This is a genomic window from Haloarcula sp. H-GB5 (assembly GCF_054850705.1).
Genome location: NZ_JBTWBG010000013.1, coordinates 1 through 15,739, shown reverse-complemented (window position 1 = coordinate 15,739; position 15,739 = coordinate 1). Strand labels below are relative to the sequence as shown.

Annotated in this window: 19 protein-coding genes and 1 pseudogene; 16 read left to right on the top strand and 4 right to left on the bottom strand. The window is 56.7% G+C overall.

Annotated elements, in window-relative coordinates; translation table 11 throughout:
* The 3 genes and pseudogenes from ACYJ11_RS20940 to ACYJ11_RS20930 form a co-directional block, all read left to right on the top strand.
* Positions 1–525 (top strand): annotated as a pseudogene (locus ACYJ11_RS20940) (hypothetical protein); the annotation flags it as partial.
* A 498-nt stretch (positions 526–1,023) separates the two neighbouring features.
* On the top strand, positions 1,024–2,232 hold the full coding sequence (locus ACYJ11_RS20935) for an orc1/cdc6 family replication initiation protein (protein WP_121538027.1): 1,209 nt from the start codon (positions 1,024–1,026) through the stop codon (positions 2,230–2,232).
* Positions 2,233–2,403: 171 nt separating this feature from the next.
* Positions 2,404–2,985, top strand: coding sequence for a hypothetical protein (locus ACYJ11_RS20930; protein WP_121538025.1), 582 nt, complete (start codon positions 2,404–2,406; stop codon positions 2,983–2,985).
* A 655-nt stretch (positions 2,986–3,640) separates the two neighbouring features.
* Here the strand turns inward: ACYJ11_RS20930 and ACYJ11_RS20925 are convergent.
* On the bottom strand, positions 3,641–4,288 hold the full coding sequence (locus ACYJ11_RS20925) for a hypothetical protein (RefSeq protein WP_121538023.1): 648 nt from the start codon (positions 4,286–4,288) through the stop codon (positions 3,641–3,643).
* Between the two features lie 214 nt (positions 4,289–4,502).
* Between ACYJ11_RS20925 and ACYJ11_RS20920 the strand changes: the two genes are divergently transcribed.
* Positions 4,503–5,522 (top strand): hypothetical protein, encoded by a 1,020-nt coding sequence (locus tag ACYJ11_RS20920; protein ID WP_461649329.1) that lies wholly within the window; start codon positions 4,503–4,505, stop codon positions 5,520–5,522.
* Between the two features lie 187 nt (positions 5,523–5,709).
* On the opposite strand, the gene ACYJ11_RS20915 is transcribed toward ACYJ11_RS20920, so the two are convergent.
* A complete protein-coding gene (locus ACYJ11_RS20915) occupies positions 5,710–6,543 on the bottom strand; it encodes a CBS domain-containing protein (protein WP_461649326.1) in 834 nt (277 codons plus the stop codon).
* Between the two features lie 112 nt (positions 6,544–6,655).
* Here ACYJ11_RS20915 and ACYJ11_RS20910 point away from each other — a divergent pair, with 112 nt between their 5' ends.
* From ACYJ11_RS20910 to ACYJ11_RS20870, 9 genes are all read left to right on the top strand, one after another.
* Positions 6,656–7,012 (top strand): hypothetical protein, encoded by a 357-nt coding sequence (locus ACYJ11_RS20910; RefSeq protein ID WP_461649325.1) that lies wholly within the window; start codon positions 6,656–6,658, stop codon positions 7,010–7,012.
* A gap of 176 nt (positions 7,013–7,188) precedes the next feature.
* Positions 7,189–8,148 (top strand): restriction endonuclease, encoded by a 960-nt coding sequence (locus ACYJ11_RS20905; RefSeq protein WP_461649324.1) that lies wholly within the window; start codon positions 7,189–7,191, stop codon positions 8,146–8,148.
* Positions 8,149–8,646: 498 nt separating this feature from the next.
* Positions 8,647–8,907, top strand: coding sequence for a hypothetical protein (locus ACYJ11_RS20900; RefSeq protein WP_461649323.1), 261 nt, complete (start codon positions 8,647–8,649; stop codon positions 8,905–8,907).
* 23 nt (positions 8,908–8,930) lie between these two features.
* Positions 8,931–9,086, top strand: coding sequence for a hypothetical protein (locus ACYJ11_RS20895; RefSeq protein WP_461649322.1), 156 nt, complete (start codon positions 8,931–8,933; stop codon positions 9,084–9,086).
* A 66-nt stretch (positions 9,087–9,152) separates the two neighbouring features.
* Positions 9,153–9,290 (top strand): hypothetical protein, encoded by a 138-nt coding sequence (locus tag ACYJ11_RS20890; RefSeq protein ID WP_461649321.1) that lies wholly within the window; start codon positions 9,153–9,155, stop codon positions 9,288–9,290.
* On the top strand, positions 9,290–9,655 hold the full coding sequence (locus tag ACYJ11_RS20885) for a hypothetical protein (protein WP_461649328.1): 366 nt from the start codon (positions 9,290–9,292) through the stop codon (positions 9,653–9,655). Before ACYJ11_RS20890 ends, ACYJ11_RS20885 begins: the two co-directional genes overlap by 1 nt.
* Before the next feature lie 132 nt (positions 9,656–9,787).
* Positions 9,788–10,276, top strand: a complete 489-nt coding sequence (locus ACYJ11_RS20880) for a hypothetical protein (RefSeq protein WP_461649320.1) — start codon at positions 9,788–9,790, stop codon at positions 10,274–10,276.
* Between the two features lie 68 nt (positions 10,277–10,344).
* Complete coding sequence (locus ACYJ11_RS20875; RefSeq protein WP_461649319.1) at positions 10,345–10,497, top strand: hypothetical protein; 153 nt, start codon at positions 10,345–10,347, stop codon at positions 10,495–10,497.
* A gap of 1,447 nt (positions 10,498–11,944) precedes the next feature.
* Positions 11,945–13,093 (top strand): SOSS complex subunit B family protein, encoded by a 1,149-nt coding sequence (locus ACYJ11_RS20870; RefSeq protein WP_461649318.1) that lies wholly within the window; start codon positions 11,945–11,947, stop codon positions 13,091–13,093.
* A 324-nt stretch (positions 13,094–13,417) separates the two neighbouring features.
* Here the strand turns inward: ACYJ11_RS20870 and ACYJ11_RS20865 are convergent, their stop codons facing one another.
* Positions 13,418–13,543, bottom strand: a complete 126-nt coding sequence (locus ACYJ11_RS20865; protein ID WP_255410234.1) for a hypothetical protein — start codon at positions 13,541–13,543, stop codon at positions 13,418–13,420.
* A gap of 140 nt (positions 13,544–13,683) precedes the next feature.
* On the opposite strand from ACYJ11_RS20865, the gene ACYJ11_RS20860 reads away from it, so the two are divergent.
* The 3 genes from ACYJ11_RS20860 (at position 13,684) to ACYJ11_RS20850 (ending at position 15,199) form a co-directional block, all read left to right on the top strand.
* The gene (locus ACYJ11_RS20860; protein WP_461649317.1) at positions 13,684–14,283 is read left to right on the top strand and encodes a DUF7437 domain-containing protein; all 600 of its coding nucleotides are present in this window, start codon (positions 13,684–13,686) and stop codon (positions 14,281–14,283) included.
* Positions 14,280–14,789 carry a hypothetical protein gene (locus ACYJ11_RS20855; RefSeq protein WP_461649316.1) on the top strand — a complete coding sequence of 170 codons (510 nt, stop codon included), beginning with the start codon at positions 14,280–14,282 and terminating at the stop codon, positions 14,787–14,789. The genes ACYJ11_RS20860 and ACYJ11_RS20855 overlap by 4 nt, the downstream gene beginning before the upstream one ends.
* A 260-nt stretch (positions 14,790–15,049) precedes the next feature.
* Positions 15,050–15,199 carry a hypothetical protein gene (locus ACYJ11_RS20850; protein WP_461649315.1) on the top strand — a complete coding sequence of 50 codons (150 nt, stop codon included), beginning with the start codon at positions 15,050–15,052 and terminating at the stop codon, positions 15,197–15,199.
* Between the two features lie 12 nt (positions 15,200–15,211).
* Here ACYJ11_RS20850 and ACYJ11_RS20845 read toward each other — a convergent pair whose 3' ends face one another.
* Positions 15,212–15,574, bottom strand: a complete 363-nt coding sequence (locus tag ACYJ11_RS20845) for a hypothetical protein (protein ID WP_461649327.1) — start codon at positions 15,572–15,574, stop codon at positions 15,212–15,214.
* Between the last annotated feature and the right edge of the window lie 165 nt (positions 15,575–15,739).

Below are 15,739 nucleotides of genomic sequence, written 5' to 3'. Positions count from 1 at the left end.
GATATCGAGACGGATACACTGGTGGACCTGTACACGATGCTGTCGGATGTCCAGCGGAGTGCCAACGACCTTCGGAAAGCGGTCGCTGACGTCATCCTGAGTCGGCTCCATCACGATCAGCCAGTCAGCGGGCAGTTTGGCTCCGTCCAGCGGACCGCACGCCGCCAACGCTCGCTCAAAGATGAGGAGACTGTGCTGAACGCACTGGAGGCTGCCGGGATTGACCGTGAGCGCGTGACGAGTGTTGATCGAGACAAGGTAGACGATGCTCTGGAGGTTACTGAACTGTCTGAGACAGATCTGTACGATATCGAGAGTACCGAGTACGTCCGCAAAGCCGATGTTGACGAGGAGACCAAAGAGACCCGGCTTCAGGGGCTGAAAGATCGCCTTGTCGCCAGCGATGCTGACGATGACGAAGTTCAGCAACTCCAAGACGAGATTGCGGAACTCGAAGACCGCATCGAGGAGTTGACCTCGTTTGACTCCGGGGCGTCCTATCACACGTCTTCAGCGACCGAATAAGCGCTCATCAGCTGCCTGCTTGTAGTAGTCTGTTGTCGCCTCAGGTGAGCAAATCACACTAGGTGTAGCTGTTCTATCGGTTTGAACTGTCAGCAACAAAAACTCAGGCTCAGACACACACACCAGATTTTGAGTAAGCATTATACGATTAGTGTCGTAGAAGACGAGATAACTTGATCTGGAGTGAGTTCTTTACTCCAAACTAGGTGTGTTCCTCTAGTCTAGTTGTTCTAGTAAATAGTAGTGTAGTCCGCGTAGAGACAACGAACGTGTCGCCACAATCTTCTATGTCGCTTCTCTCTGCCCCGGCCTACTTGTCCTTCTTACTCCAAACTAGGTGTGTGTCCCCCTTCATCTTACTCAAAATCTGGTGTGGGCCAGCTAAGTTTTGTGTAAGAAGGAAATCCTGATATCTGTCTTTTCACTTGGTTTCCTTGGCGTCTTACTCATAATCAGGTACCTAAGTTTTATTTCGCTGACTGCTGTCTAACTCTAATAATGGATAGCGAGGACGGGTCAGAGACACTCCATAGCGTATTTGATAGTGTCGATAAGAGCGGAGGAAGAATCTTTGAGCAACGTGAGATTCTTCAAATTGACTATGTACCCAGTGAAAAACGAATCGTCGGGCGGGATGAACAGATAGAGAAAGTTGCTGAGGAGATTGGGCCAATTGTCGTCGGGAAGCCGCCGAATTCGATCATCATCTACGGGAAAACCGGATGTGGGAAGTCACTCGTCGCAAAGCACGTCTCCAAGATTGCTCGGGAAGAAGCTGAAAACCGGGATGTGAAGCTTGCTACAGGATATATTAATTGTCAGCAGGCAAAGGGTAACTCTGACGCTCTGAGCAAATACGGTCGTGCAATCAACCCACCAGAAAGCGGTGTAAAGTTTCCGGCACGCGGGATTTCAGAGAACGAGTACTTTGAACGGGTGTGGTCGGTCCTGAACGAATTTTATGACGCTGCAATCATTGTCTTAGACGAAGTTGACAAACTCAATAACGACGATCTTCTGATGGCCTTGTCAAGAGCCGGGGAAGACGGGAGTGTTGATGTTCCAATTGGAGTGATAGCGGTATCAAACAAAATCAACTATCGGGACAAAATGAGCGAACGGACAAAGAGTTCGTTCGGTCATAACGAGTTTATTTTTGAACCCTATGATGCGGAGCAAATTCGAGAGATCCTTCAAAATCGGACCGATGCCTTCGTTGACGGCGTCCTTGACGAGGGGGTCATTCCTCGTGCTGCGGCACTGAGCGCTAAGGAACATGGAGACGCACGAAAGGCTATGCGCCTCCTCCGGTATGCTGGTGACCAAGCAAACAAGGAGAACGCTGAGCGAGTAAAAGAGTCACACCTTTCGGATGCACGCGCCTCAGCAGAGTCTGACCGGTTGCTTGAATTGATTTCTGGGCTTCCGCCACATAGCAAGCATGTTCTAGTCGCGCTAGCGAACCTCAGTCAGAACCACCCAGACCGAGAATGGTTCCGAACGATGCGAATACGCGAGATGTATCTCAATATTTGTGAGCAGAGTGGGGCAGATCCGCTTTCAACAGAACGGACCCGACAACTACTCAACGAACTCTGCTTCTTAGAGATTGCAGGGAGTCGACGAGGGACTGGAGAAGGGAAAGGGCACTATAGCCAGTACACTCTCTTGTGGGACGCAGATATCGTCCTCACACTTGAAACCTGAATTACAGTCTCTTTCTCCGGCGAGGCGAATTCTCTGGGGTTGCGCTCATTTCGTGAGACGTAACCAGAACTCGCTACGTGCCCAGTTACGCCAGCTGCTCTCACCAAAATTCTGTTTTTTGGCCCCCAGCCGGGTGCGGGGCGGTCCAGTGAGAGCGTCCCGACAGTACCCATGGCATCGAAGACCACCAACAGCGATCAGACCGGAGAACAGCACCCAGCATCCAGCGAAGCGCAGTTCCCAGACCTCACCGTCCACGCCGAGGGGACCGCAGATCGACTTCGACGAGTGAATGAACCCGGGAAGGCCGATTGTCTCGAAACAGTCGAGGTCGAGCTAGCTGTCGAGTACGATATCGCCTCCTACGACGAGTGGCGCAATCTCGTCGACCCAGACTACGCCATACACGGACGGACCGTTGAGAAGGGCACGATCATCGACGACTTGCTCGACAGACTTGAAGGCCACTACCGCCGGCAGTCGTCCTCTAGGTATGAAGCCCCGGACTGGAATCTCACGGTGACCGGCTCGGCGACTGCTTGGCGACGACTCTTGATGGGATTTTCCCAGATGCGCGGTTCAGATTCCGACCGTGCCCACAAAGGCACTCTTCGTCTCAAACGGTTGCTCGCCGCAGGCCTCGTAGACACAGGCGCAGCGCTGGCTGCCCTCGAACTCATCAACCAGTACGATCTGGACAGGGCCACGGACACGTTCATCGCAGAAGTGACAGACAGCACGGACGGCGAGTAGCCAACTCGTCCTATATCGCTCTCGGCTCTTACCGAAGACAGCAAAACACTGGTATCTGTCTCGAGATTGGTAGATCGGGCTGTGCAAGATGCACAGCGCGAGTCTTACACCAACCCCGCTCTGGATTATAGAGAATCCGAATCAGCGGCACAGAAGTGCTACTTCTTGCGTTTCTAGGGTTCTAATCCATATTCCTCTGGATCATACTCACCAAGAACGGGAACAGATAGTATCAGTGTTCCACACACAGCCAGAGAAACCCAGAACATATCTACACTGAGTGGGCCTACAGTGGCCGGACTACTGCCCGGGTTAGAGAGTACGATAGTCATTATTGCCCCGCATACACCAAGAATTGGGAGTCGGTAATGGTGGATTTTTGCCAATATTCGGAGCACGTTTCAACAGTTTCTGCAATTTCCAATCGTAATATTGTTTTTGTATACTCAAACCACACCTCGGATAGCCGGGCTAATTCAGCAGATTAGGAATAGTATGGCTGCCATCGTCGTGCTGACTGTACCCTCTGGGTCGGTCACCGCGTTTATGACAGAAATGGCAGGAGTCCGTTGAGAGACTGCTGAATAGAAGGCGCGTATCCCGCAACGGAAGTCACACCGCAGCCCGCACAGTCGAGGGAACTGATGAGAAGTAGTCACGACGGTACGAATAGCCGGAACGGACGAAAAAACCGGGCCAGAGCGCGCCGGGTGTTGTCCCTGACGAACGCCCACGCCCCGATTTTCGACTCGTCGAGGTGCCACTGACCGCCGTCCCTGTAGGCGGTGTCCGCCTGCTCGTGGTAGTCCAGTGCCTCGCGGACACGTGACTCGGTCATATCACAGGCATCAGCGAGTTCCGGGACTGTCTTCGGACCGTCCTTCAGTTCCTCGGCGACGAGGTGGCCGACCTGCATCGACAGAAACACTTCGCTGGAATCGGCTTCAGCCATCCCGTCGTCGCCCGACAGAATGCCTTCCCGGAGGCTATAGAGTGCGTCCAGCAGAAGCCAGCCACCGCCGCCGACTCCGACCGCGGCGACTGTCGCGTCTCCTTGCGCCCAATAGGCGACCCCACCGGCAGCTACGGCAACGAGACCGAGTACGAGTCGGAAATGGCGTTCATCCAGTCCGGGCAACGGACGCGCGAGTTCGGCGGATTCGCCCACGAGCACGACAGCTGCGACGATGATGGCCTGCGACCAAGTGAAACCGAACACGATACCGAACAGCGCAATCAGCCCCACAGCGTAGGCGGCACGGCGGACGGGGCTGGTGCCCAGCAGAGAGTCAGTCAGGGACATTATGTGTCAGGAAGGGACCCGATTCTTAAAACAATCGGGCCACGGTTTCATTGTCGGAACCACCAGTGCAAATGTGTCGTTGCTGTCTTCATACTCTACATCTTGCACGGCAACCAGTGACAACATCATCAGGTCGACAACTGTTTCACTGTATCAGGCAAGACTCTCGCTCTCTGTCGGTTTGTGCTTCCCTCGGGGCTGGAGTTTAAATATGATGACGAACGCAACCAAGCGTGTGACTGACCGAAATCCTGAGTACGATCCCGATGATATCCTCGGCGCAGCGAGTTCCGATCCTGAAACGAGGGGGAACGGACGGGAACGAGTCCTCGAATCCACCGGCTATCCCGACCGTACAGAGGATGAGACTCGTACCTGTACGACCTGTGGCCAGGATATCCCACGGGATGAACGACAGTGTCCGTTCTGCGCTCAAACCGGTATCTCAGAGACTTCGTCCGACGATCAGGATAGCAGCCCACTTGGGGAGTGGACGTTCGGGCGGGTTATTCTGGCACTCGTCGAAGCGAACACTGACTTCCATGCACGAGCCCTCGGCGCTGCGGCCTTCTCCGTTTCCGACAGCATCGCGAGCGGCGAAGACACCTCCCATGGAACGGTGAAGTGCCGAGCAGCCTTCGGGACCGAGCCAGCCGCCACTCTCACGCAAGGCTGGCCCGACCTGCCGACCGAAACCACAATCCACGAGGAACCCGGACAGGCGCTCTTGGAGACAGCCGACGAACAGACCAACTGGGACGGGGATGGGGACGACGTCCAGCCACGGATCTATCTTGAGGACGGGTCGCCGGTCACCGACCGCTCGGAGTTCCAGCAGATTCTGACCGAGTTCCGAGAGGATGATGGGATGTACTGGCTTGTTCCCGGCGTCGTGCAGCGCCATCAGGCAAGAGCCGAACCGGAGATAATCGGTATCGGGTTCCACTGTCGGCAGTGTGGCGCCGTGACGGGACACGAATCTCACGGGCTCGATGGCTTCGAGTGTCACCCACATCTTGACCGCATGATCTGGACCTGCAGAGAGTGTGGGCAGCACCGACACGAACCTGAGCAGGAAGATGACACGGCGGACGTCACGGGCTATGAGCATCTTCCCGACGGCGTCTCACCGGAGGATATCCACGGCGACGAGCCAGACTTCCAGGAACAAGCGTTTCAGGACCAGATCAGTGCCTATCGCGAGCGGAATGGCTTCTTCCCGTGGGAACGGTAGTCCTCAGTTGAAATTGCAGTCAATCCGGTAGTAGCCGATCCAAAACGACACTCGTCCCGTCTTCGGTCCGGGATATTGTAATCTCAAACAAATTTTCGTCAGCCTTGTGCGCACTAGCCATGTTGTCTCACCGATTCGAGGGAAATACTACCGCCTTGACTAGGTGAAGAGTACCATCCGTACTGTATTACTCGGGGTTCTGTGGTTCCGCTGTCTCTGGAGCGTACCCGGTCTCTTGGAGAGTTGTCAGAACTTGCTCGATTGTTTCGAGAGTGTCGTATAGGTTTTCTGTGGTGCGACCGCTGCTAAGGAACTCGTTACTGTCTGTGTTCTCTACAAGAAGGTTAGCATGGGCGACGTCATTGCGGAGCTGGGTGACTTCGTGAAGGCGTGATCCTGCGCTCCCTTTCGTCGAGAACCCGCAGACTTGCCAGCAGGCCTTGACGCTGGAAACGATCGTTTCGAGCGTGGAAAACTGGGCATAGTGGAGCTCATTTAGAGCGACGTTAGCGGCTTGTGCGTCCTCATATCGGTCATCAATACCCTCGAGTTCGTCTGTAGTGACTGGCGAATTTCTCCAGTCTGGCTTCTTATCGAGGATGAGTTCTCGCAGGTGTTGCTCAAGATATGTGATACGGTCGAAGAGGTAGATGCGTGCTGGGGCGGTATTGAGGTCAGCTCGGGTGAGGATACCGGTGACGTGGCTGTGACCGCCAAGGAAGTAGAAAGGCCTCTCAATAAGTGCAGAAAGAAAATTTGTAAACGAGGAGTCTCCGCTGATCATATAATCGATGGTCAGTGGGGTGAGAGAGCCGCTGAGAGTCTCTCCCTCGTCGCTGTTTGTGATGTCGTTCTTATGTATGAACCCGACTGGATCGTCGTCAGCGTAGACCGGGGCTGCATCGTACTCGTTTTCAGTGAGCCACGCAGCGGCATCCTTTAGTGGCGTATCGCAATCGAGATGTTCGACAGGGTGTGTAGCAAGTTCAGCCGCGGTGCAGTCATAGAGATCGCGGGACATACCCAGTAGTGAACGCCCGATAAGTTAATTCAACGGAATGTATGGAGCGTAGCCACGACAGCCCAATCTACCCCAAGCTTAATGCTTGAAGGGCATATATTATCTACTATCTATGCTTAATGGACATTTTGGGTCAGCGGGGGCAAGTATCGAGTACGGTGCCGCTGAATGTCTCTTTCCTGTTGATGGGCTAGACGCGACGGTATTCCAGTACCAGGATGCACAAATCGCACTGGACAGCGCTAACGGATCGGACGTTGTGATTGTTGCCCCGACAAGCCTTGCCACCAGTTACGCCCTTACTCAGCACACGCTCACTGCGATCCCTGTTGCCAGTCTCTCTGCTACGATTCGGGAACAAGTTGGTGACGAACTTGCTACCCCCATCGATTCGTTCAACCTTATCCAGATTGGGAAGTGGAACACTGATAGCCCGAACCACTCACTTGCTGAATTCACAGACGCCTGAATCACTGCTTGAGTGGACATAGTCGCTGTAAATTCATTTGTAGAATGCAAGTATCTGACAGTCTACCGAACATATTTTATTCATGATTACTGGCAATCCTTAGAGTCAATTGATTTAATAAATACTGTATCAGCAAATTACTAATCTATTTATTTCAATAGTTGTGATAGAATCATATGGCTGGTGTCCTTTCCAAACAAAATGTTATTAATGAGATTCGAAATATGGACCCATTTCGTTTTGAACAATTTATTGCAGAGGTCTGGGAGAATTTAGGGTTCAAAACCACTGTCCGGAACAAAAGTGGGGATCGTGGAATTGATATAGTCGCAGAAAAAGAAAATTCAAAGCAACTAATACAAGTTAAAAGATATAGTGAATCAAATAAGATCGGGAGTGCAGATGTCCGAAAATATGCGACACTATATCAGCAAGTGGCCGATGCTGATAAAGTCGTGATTGTTACTAGCGGTTTTTTCACCAGTCAAGCTCGAAAACTAGCAGAAGACTTGGATGTGGAGACAATCAGTGCAGATGAGCTGTTTGATATAGTAAATTCACACTCCTCCGGCGTCGTTACTAAATATTTGCATGGCCGAAATCAATCACAGATTGAGGAGCACCTCCCCTCAGGGGGATCTAACTCTATTTCGAATAATTCAAGCGTAAAAAATTCTGGGACCAATAATAACAATAGTGATCAGGCAACAATAAAATGTAAAAAATGCAATCAACAAGTCACAGGAAGAAAGAAAGAGTATGTCGGCCATTGGGAACAGTGTGAGCTACCAGATGACCGCCCAACACAGATACCGGTAGATCTCTGGTGGGATATCAAAGATGAATTCAAAGACGAACGAAACATTTCTCAATCTAATGGCCTAAACAAACTGTCTAATCAAGAAGTTCAAGAACTAAGTGGTGGAAACAAACGAGAATATGAATATCGTTTAGGCTTATACATTGAGAAACACTTTACAGCAATCCTTGCATTGGTAGGACTCTTACTATCGATAACTGGTGGAGAAATTATGATTATGAGCGACGGAATCATTAACGGAATTGCCACGCTGATAACCTTCATTGGCAGTTTTTGCTTATTGGCGGCATATATTGATGCAAAAGAGAGTATGTGAATGTTATCAATCTGAAACAGGTTACACTTCACACACCTATATATCGACACTCCGTTTATACGTGTGCAGCCTGTCAAATGTGAGGTTATACTTTACCGAGGCGACTAAGCCTTTCTAGTTCCAACCCGCGAATTTTCTCCGTATCAGCGGTTCCGGCTTTCGGGCTGATTTGTTGCACGCCGATTACACCCGGTACCCGGTGCTATGAGGGGGTACGAGGGCTGCATGAGCGCCGGGTGTCAGGCCCCGCCGAAATCACTGACTGCGAACTTCCCCACGCCGCCGCTCATACGCCGCACGCTCCAGTGCCCACTTGTACGCACTCTCGGACATCGGGCCACCACGCCAGAACCCGCTCGGTTGCTGCGACAGGTACCGTCAGCTGCCGGTTCCACACCATGACCGCGTAGCCTTAGCCCAACGGCGGAGACTCACCCCTATTTTGTGAGCCTCCGCCGGGCGAGAGGCGTTCCGGAGAGAGCGTCCTGACCACCAGCTATGTCAGAAAAACACGCGATCCAGACCAAGTTGAAGGGCTACGTCGTCATGACTCAGAGCGGGCCAGACGGCCTCGGCTTTGGCACGTACACACGCAACCATCCTGCATATCTGAAAGAGCGCGTTGAGGCGCATCAGTCTCCAGCAGCCGGCGTCGTGGGCAACGTCAAGCGAGCACGCCACATCGCTCGCGAGTACCACGGCTGGGATCTACCAGACGAAAGTGAGCTCCGTCACCAAGCGATGGAGGGCGATGCGTGATGTCAAGTGACTCGTCTCAGTATATGACCTGCAGAACCGACGAGTGCGATGCGCCGATCTTCGACGCCGAGCGCATCGCGTCTGTCGACGGAGCGTACGGGCCCTGCATGGCTGTCGGGCGTCACGCCGGCGTCTGTTCCAGCGGTCATCTCTCTGTCTGGGACGTCGCTGAGGCCTGAGTCCCCGTCGGCCGCGTACTCGCCCGTATTTTGTGTCCCCCCGAGAGGGTGAGGGGTTTCCCGAACATGAGTACCGAACAGCAGTCCGTCGACGAACAGTCTCCAAGCACCGAAGCCGACGACCAACCAGACATTCGTACCCAGCACCGGCAGGCACAGACGAGTGGCGAGGTGTTTCAGGGGCGTCCCCGAGGTGAGAGATGATGTGTTGTCCCGACTGCCGCCGGCCACGGTCAGCGTCGGCGTGTGTCGACAAGCGTTACTACGTCAACGGGCAAGCCCATGACCCGATCCCATGGGGCGAGGGGAGCCAGTATCTCACGTACAAGCTGCAAGTCCTCCAGAGCAACGAACCAGTCGTTACCGTCGACCTCGAACGGTGGCGCGACCAGTCGTGTCCTGCCTGTGGCGTCGAGCACGGCGAGGTCCATCATCGGCTCTGTGACTACGAGGAGTGCCCCGCGTGTGGCGAGCTGTTGCTACTGTGTTCTTGTGTCGTCGAGATTGAAGTCCTCACAACATCCGGCCTGAAGGGCCGTCTCAAGCAGTCCCTCGCTCGTCTCCTGTAAGCGAGACGCCAGCTTCTAGAGTGGGCTCGATGTCAGACCGACCTCGTGTAGCGTACTTTTGTGTGCGCCGACGAGGGTGCCGGCGTCGCACTGACTGCAGTGCGTGGAGCACCGGCAGGTCACGATCTACCAATGCATATGCTCATCTACGCGCTCGTTGAGGCATCGACAGCAGACGCAGCACTCGCCGCTGGCAAAGGCGTCTTCGACAACCTGGTCGGCGTCGACAGGCACTCAGACGCAGTGTTCGACTACTACGTCACGTTCGACGAGAGTTCCACCGTCGCAGGCCAATCCCGGTGGGGCGAGCGTCCGACCGCGGCCCCGGTCGACTCCGAGGCCGGGCAAGAACTCCTTGGCGATGGCTGGGAGACAACGAAGTCAGCGTTCGAGCGTAATCTCCAGACGGTCAAAGACGCCCTCGACGAGCTTTCAGACGAGGAGATTATGCGCGACAAAGACCTCGCTCGATGTGCGTTCCAGAGAGTCGGAGCCGCCAAAGGTCCAGAGATTGCACTGTACGAGGAACACGGATGCGGGATTCGCGATCGGACGCAGCTTGACCGGCTTCTGGACGAGAGTGATACCCTCTGGATCGTCCCCGCCGACGTCCACTTCTGAGGGAGAGAGCTGCGGCAGTCAGTTTTCGTCGAACCCGATTTTGTGTGTTCCTGGCGGATGAGGAACTCATGTCAGAAACGCCAGATTCGTGCCCGAACGAGGAGTGTGACGCAGACATCGTCAAGACCGAGACTGTCGACGTCGAGGCAGACCCACGCGCTCGTGACCCGCGTACCGAGCCTGTCGTGACGTGTACGGAGGGCCACCAGCGAGTCATGTAGAATCGCTGGTCTGCGTTTCCGGGGAGTGACGACGCGCACGTCGGGGTCGCGCGCGGTTGGAGAGCGAGAGGGACACGACTGCACTGGCGCTGGCAGTCGGTCCCTCTCAGCGTGGGGCAGACGGCCGGGCGAAGCAGACGGATGTCCGATGGAAAGCAGCGTGGGGCAGACAGCCGGGCGAAGCAGACGGATGTCCGATGGAAAGCAGCGTGGGGCAGACAGCCGGGCGAAGCAGACGGATGCCCGATGGATAGCAGCGTGGGGGAGACGGCCGGGCGAAACAGAGGTATGACTGGTGGATAGCAGCGTGGGGCTGGCAGGCGGGCTGAGAGCGCGAGAGACGAGCGTGTGTCGGCGTGGGACTGACGGCCGGGCAGATACAGGTGGTTGGCTGGTATGTCGTCTGACCGCCGGGCAGCCGCCGCTGGGCGGCACGCTCGCTCTTGCCGAAGCCGGTGCGTGGGCTGTGGGCCGGCGGAGAGGGTTCGGGTGGGATTCGTCTCGTGTGTAGCGAGCGGGAGGTTCTGGTATTGCTGGCCCTGGAGGTGAGTCGTGTGGCACTCGTGACGGTATCAAGGGGGGTGACGGTTCGGGTGACGGTACTCGTCGAACTGCTGTGGGCGGGACTCGTGGCACTGACGTCGGCGGTACGACTGACTGCGACGGGACTGCTGGCTTCGACGGCACTACTCCAAACGGTATCGCGACGACGGACTCGGTGTCGGACCAGCACACCTTGAAAGCCCCACGCCGCTGGCGGTCGCTCAGCGACATATCCGCGCAAACCGCACGCGGATAGGGGCCGCTGACGCGACCACGACAAGCGCCAGCGGCGTGCCCCTTTAAGTCCCGCCCAACTGCTACGGCACAACACAGCTGAGTCGAACGCACGCGTCGGGGTCGCGCGCGATCCGGCTGAGGAACCCTCGCGGCCGGCGCTCCCTCGCCGGAACGAGCACGTCGCCGCGGAGCATCTTGCTTACGACGCCAGCCCGCCGATCCGCCGGCGGCTGACCGGAGTCAGCCTTGGCGGAGTCGCCGCGCTGCCGCCGACGCGGGCGATTCTCCGTTGCTCCTCCGGTCCGGGCTGCTCACTTTGTTGCGCTGCCGGGCTTTCGGCATCCGGCACTCGCTTGGCCGCGCGGGATGCTAGTCCAACCGCAACCGCACACGAGGTGACCGCCGTCGGGAGGTCAATCATGCACCTGTCATTTATATACTAATACCCTCCAAAACTCGAACCGCAAAACACCACAGAGAGCCATTCAGACATCCGATTTTTGCACTTGAAACAATCCAAATGGTCCGTTATCTTTAAGTAGTCGGCACCCATGCCATTAAGTACGGAAAGACACGACGCACGCGGCGCTGGCAGGGCAGTTTCACGCCGCAGAAATCGGGTGCTGGTACACCCGACAAGTGTCTTTCCATGAGGTCCAGAAAGACAATGTACGCTAGCAATTCCAGCGGTAAGAAAGCATCGGCAAGCAACCAGACGGTTTCCCTTTCGGCCCACGTCGAGGGTGGCCCCGAACAGCTTCTAGAGGCGGTTGCAGAGACGGAGAACGGCGACGAACTCGATTTCAGGATGAATCGGGGTAGCGATAGCCGTGGCAACTTCTACGCCCGACAGGAGGAAGCATACGACTGGACCCGCTCGACCGAGGTTGGTCCGGACCGGCGGTTTGGCGAAACGCTGGAACAGCAGGAAGAACGCCACGGGCGCGAAGCCGAGCAAGCCCGACACTCCGAGGTCGCACGCGCCCACGTCGACGGTGCCGACCGCGAAGCCTCGGCTCGCCAGCTCACCGACGCGGAAACCGGACGGGCTGACGGGTTCCGTTCCCCGGCTGACCCCCGGCAGTGGATGGACCGCGACACGCTGGCGCGAGTCAACCAGCAGGCCGCGACGCTGGCAGACAAAACCAGCCTGTCACGAGCGGCAGCAGGCCGCCGACTCGCGGCCCTTGTGTCCGGGCAGATGGGCGACTGTAACAGCCTGTATGAGGCTTCCTTTACCGTCTTAGACGAGGCCCAGAGCGAACTGGCAACTCCCACGCCTATCGCGGATGTCTCGCCCTACGGCTACGAGTGTACGGTTGAAGGCGAAGTAACGCACATCATCGCGGAGCCAGACGCGCGGAACCAGTACCAAGTCCTCTATATCGAGGACGACGAGGGCACGAGCGCGAAGGTCACAGTCTGGGGCAAGTCCATGCACGGCGGCGAGATGGTGCGCACGCTTCACGAGGGCGACCGGGTGCGAATCTCCGGGGGCAAGCCAGACGACTACAACGGTATCAAGACGGTGGCCGTCACGAGCGACACGCTCATGTGCATCATCGAGCGTGGCGACGGTCCCGCGCCTACCGGACACGGGGGCGGCTCGTTCGGTTCGTCCGGCGATAGTCGAACGGCGGCGTCATGGGAAGCAGAGTCAGACACCCATCAGTGGGCCAACGAGCGGGATTCTGACCGCGCGGTCGCCGTGACGCTCGGCAAGGCCCGCTGTCCCGAGTCCGGGTGTTCGGACCTGTTCGACACTGAGCATGGAGCCGCCACCCATCAGGGTCTCGTCCACTCCGAAGCAGACTAACGCCCGGTAGCGAGGGCGTTCCCCATCGAGCGGGGGCTTCCTCAGGCGGTGCGACGGTGCTCGCGCACGCGGCCTCGCCGCCGCCTCCGGCACAGCGGGCGGCGGCGAGACAACCGCGCGCACGGACTGGCACGCCACCGCACCAGCGCGTCGACGTGGGTCAGTCTGGTGGGGGCTGTGAGAGAGCCGATGTCTTGGTGTGTGCGTGAGCGTGGGCCAGCCGGCCCGGGAGAAACCGGGCTGAGTGGCTGGTGGGTCGCGACAGCGCGCGACGCCACCGACAGACTCCCGCTGGTCGTCTGTCGAGCCCTCGTTCGCTGTCGCTCACGAGGACGACGGAACGCTCCGCTCGGCGCTATCGCGCGCCTCGCGGCGGTCCATCGTGCCTGCGGTAGCGGGCGCGATCCCGGCCTGCCGCTGGAAGCAGAGACTGGAATCGTTTTTACTCATAGTTGGTCGACCGTCGATCAAGGGAGTCCCAGTGGACCAGCTACTGGATGCACTATCTCAAAGAGAGGCTTATCGCGATACCGTAATAGTGACCAGAACACTCTTTACTGGTTCTCTGTAAACTGTAATTAACGTACACTATGTCACGCACCTCAAACCAAACCGACGGCGACATTGTCCGCGACTTTCTCTCGGTCGCGGATCTCCTCGAAGAGCCTCAACTGGCACAGCTGTACGCATACCTCGCTCGCGAAGACGAGGCGACTGTCCAAGACGTAATGCACGAACTCAGCCTCGCACAGGGAACTGCCTACAGCTACGTTAACCGGCTCGTTGACGCCGACGTCGTTGAGGTCACTCACGACGAGCAGCCCCGTCGATATGCAGCCCGCGAGATCCATCTGACTGTGACGACAGTCGCGGGCGACCGCGAGTACACGATCACGCCAGCGCTCATCGACGCAGTCGGCCGCCGTGAGTCCAACGATGACATCGACACCTACATCGACCGCCACAGCGTCGCCGGCCTCGCAACGGCGCTCACCTACGCGGTCGCCCGCGAACGTGGGGAAACGACCCACCGGCTGATGGCTGAGGACCTCGATGTCTCGCCGCTAGCTGCGGAGATGATCCTGCAGGCGCTCCGGCCCGTCGTCCACGAGCACTACGACATCGAAGCGTCGGGCGCGTCGCTTGAGGAGTTGGACAGCGACGACAGCGACGCGGCTGACGGCACGTGAGGAGCCTCCATATCGTCGACACCGGCCTGTTCGTCGCGATGGGGCAGCTGTCGAACAGCCGGTACAAGGCCGTCCGTCGATTTGCCCGCCAGAACGACATCACCTTCGTCCTTCCAGAGCGAGTGTACGAGGAGCTAACAGTCGACGACTCCGACGTTGAAGCGCCACCTGTCGATGCTGCGATCAACGAAGAGTGGGCTGATGTCGCAGCGCCACTTGATTTTTCCAAACCCATCGTCTCGAGGGCGATGGATGGCGTCCAGAGATACATTGCGAGCGCCGATGACCGACCCGCAGACGAGGTCGAGCGAGCCGACGCCGCGCTTGCGGCCCTAGCTGCTCAGCATCTCAGTTCGGGGACAGTACGCCAAGTGTACATCTATACAACCGATATCGCCGCCGGCGAAGGGGCTGAAACTGTGCTCACCAGTGAGGGATATGGTGACTCGGTAACGTTCGTGAACGGCTTCCGGTTCCTCGAAGATTTACTCCCGGGCGATAGCTAGTCGATTCTCAACGCCCTGTCGAGATATCCCCACTTTATATTCGACATTTTGTAAATTGCGGTACGATTGTTTCCACCGAGACGATTCAGGATCTATTCGCCTAGCACACCCGTTTTTGTCTAACCAACAAAGACAGCGGATTCTGGGGAGCTGTTGGTTAGTCGGTGTCCGGGCCCGGTATCCCGGATAGACACCCCTCGATTTTGTGTGGCCGCAGGCAGGTGGCGGCCAGACAGGGCCGCCGGGAAGTGATTTCTCAAATGGGAGACGTCCAGTGTCCACGCTGTGAAGACGTGTTCATTACCGAGTTCGATGAGATCCGGATTCGGTCGGGGTCGTTCCACGACTCTGAAAGCAACGAATCGTTTGACCAGCTCTGTGAGGACTGCTATCGCGAGGTCGTGAAGTAGCGCTGGTTAAAACTACTCCCTCGTTTTTTCGACTGGGTCTGGGATACGACCAAACTCAGTTTCTAGCAAGACTTCCAGATCATCAGTTTCCGTGTCCCTCTCAGCGAAGAACCCTTCAACCACTTCGCGGCCGCTATGATACTGGATGATAGCTTCGTATCCGTACCGGTTGTTTGCCCCGGCAGGATACCAGTGCTTGACACGGACTTTGAACTCTCTATCTTCCCACGTCCACAGGCGGACTTTGATCGGGTGTTTGAGCTCCTGCCGGGCAATGTCGATCACTTCGTCGACAACCGGCCCAATCACTTCGATACTCGGAATCTGACGCTGGTTGGATGGCTGTGGCTCTGGAGAAAGGTGTGGCTGTGACATGAGAACGGTGCGTTGCACACTTGTCCGTCATCGCTCAAAAAGCTCCGGGTCGGGGTGGTTCCAGCTGGCACACGTCGAGGTACTGGTCCCACAGAGTGCCAGGTGTATCGCAAGCGTGGGTCTGCCGGCCCGGGCAGGAACGGGTGCGAGGGCAGGGTGTCGTGA

Excerpts from the sequence above, each read along its gene's own strand:
- ACYJ11_RS20865 (WP_255410234.1), bottom strand. The coding sequence starts at position 13,543 with ATGAGTAAAAACGATTCCAGTCTCTGCTTCCAGCGGCAGGCCGGGATC.
- ACYJ11_RS20895 (WP_461649322.1), top strand. The coding sequence starts at position 8,931 with ATGACCTGCAGAACCGACGAGTGCGATGCGCCGATCTTCGACGCCGAG.
- ACYJ11_RS20850 (WP_461649315.1), top strand. The coding sequence starts at position 15,050 with ATGGGAGACGTCCAGTGTCCACGCTGTGAAGACGTGTTCATTACCGAG.
- ACYJ11_RS20920 (WP_461649329.1), top strand. The coding sequence starts at position 4,503 with ATGACGAACGCAACCAAGCGTGTGACTGACCGAAATCCTGAGTACGAT.
- ACYJ11_RS20935 (WP_121538027.1), top strand. The coding sequence starts at position 1,024 with ATGGATAGCGAGGACGGGTCAGAGACACTCCATAGCGTATTTGATAGT.
- ACYJ11_RS20900 (WP_461649323.1), top strand. The coding sequence starts at position 8,647 with ATGTCAGAAAAACACGCGATCCAGACCAAGTTGAAGGGCTACGTCGTC.
- ACYJ11_RS20890 (WP_461649321.1), top strand. The coding sequence starts at position 9,153 with ATGAGTACCGAACAGCAGTCCGTCGACGAACAGTCTCCAAGCACCGAA.
- ACYJ11_RS20880 (WP_461649320.1), top strand. The coding sequence starts at position 9,788 with ATGCATATGCTCATCTACGCGCTCGTTGAGGCATCGACAGCAGACGCA.
- ACYJ11_RS20845 (WP_461649327.1), bottom strand. The coding sequence starts at position 15,574 with ATGTCACAGCCACACCTTTCTCCAGAGCCACAGCCATCCAACCAGCGT.
- ACYJ11_RS20925 (WP_121538023.1), bottom strand. The coding sequence starts at position 4,288 with ATGTCCCTGACTGACTCTCTGCTGGGCACCAGCCCCGTCCGCCGTGCC.
- ACYJ11_RS20885 (WP_461649328.1), top strand. The coding sequence starts at position 9,290 with ATGTGTTGTCCCGACTGCCGCCGGCCACGGTCAGCGTCGGCGTGTGTC.
- ACYJ11_RS20910 (WP_461649325.1), top strand. The coding sequence starts at position 6,656 with ATGCTTAATGGACATTTTGGGTCAGCGGGGGCAAGTATCGAGTACGGT.
- ACYJ11_RS20860 (WP_461649317.1), top strand. The coding sequence starts at position 13,684 with ATGTCACGCACCTCAAACCAAACCGACGGCGACATTGTCCGCGACTTT.
- ACYJ11_RS20915 (WP_461649326.1), bottom strand. The coding sequence starts at position 6,543 with ATGTCCCGCGATCTCTATGACTGCACCGCGGCTGAACTTGCTACACAC.
- ACYJ11_RS20905 (WP_461649324.1), top strand. The coding sequence starts at position 7,189 with ATGGCTGGTGTCCTTTCCAAACAAAATGTTATTAATGAGATTCGAAAT.
- ACYJ11_RS20930 (WP_121538025.1), top strand. The coding sequence starts at position 2,404 with ATGGCATCGAAGACCACCAACAGCGATCAGACCGGAGAACAGCACCCA.
- ACYJ11_RS20870 (WP_461649318.1), top strand. The coding sequence starts at position 11,945 with ATGTACGCTAGCAATTCCAGCGGTAAGAAAGCATCGGCAAGCAACCAG.
- ACYJ11_RS20875 (WP_461649319.1), top strand. The coding sequence starts at position 10,345 with ATGTCAGAAACGCCAGATTCGTGCCCGAACGAGGAGTGTGACGCAGAC.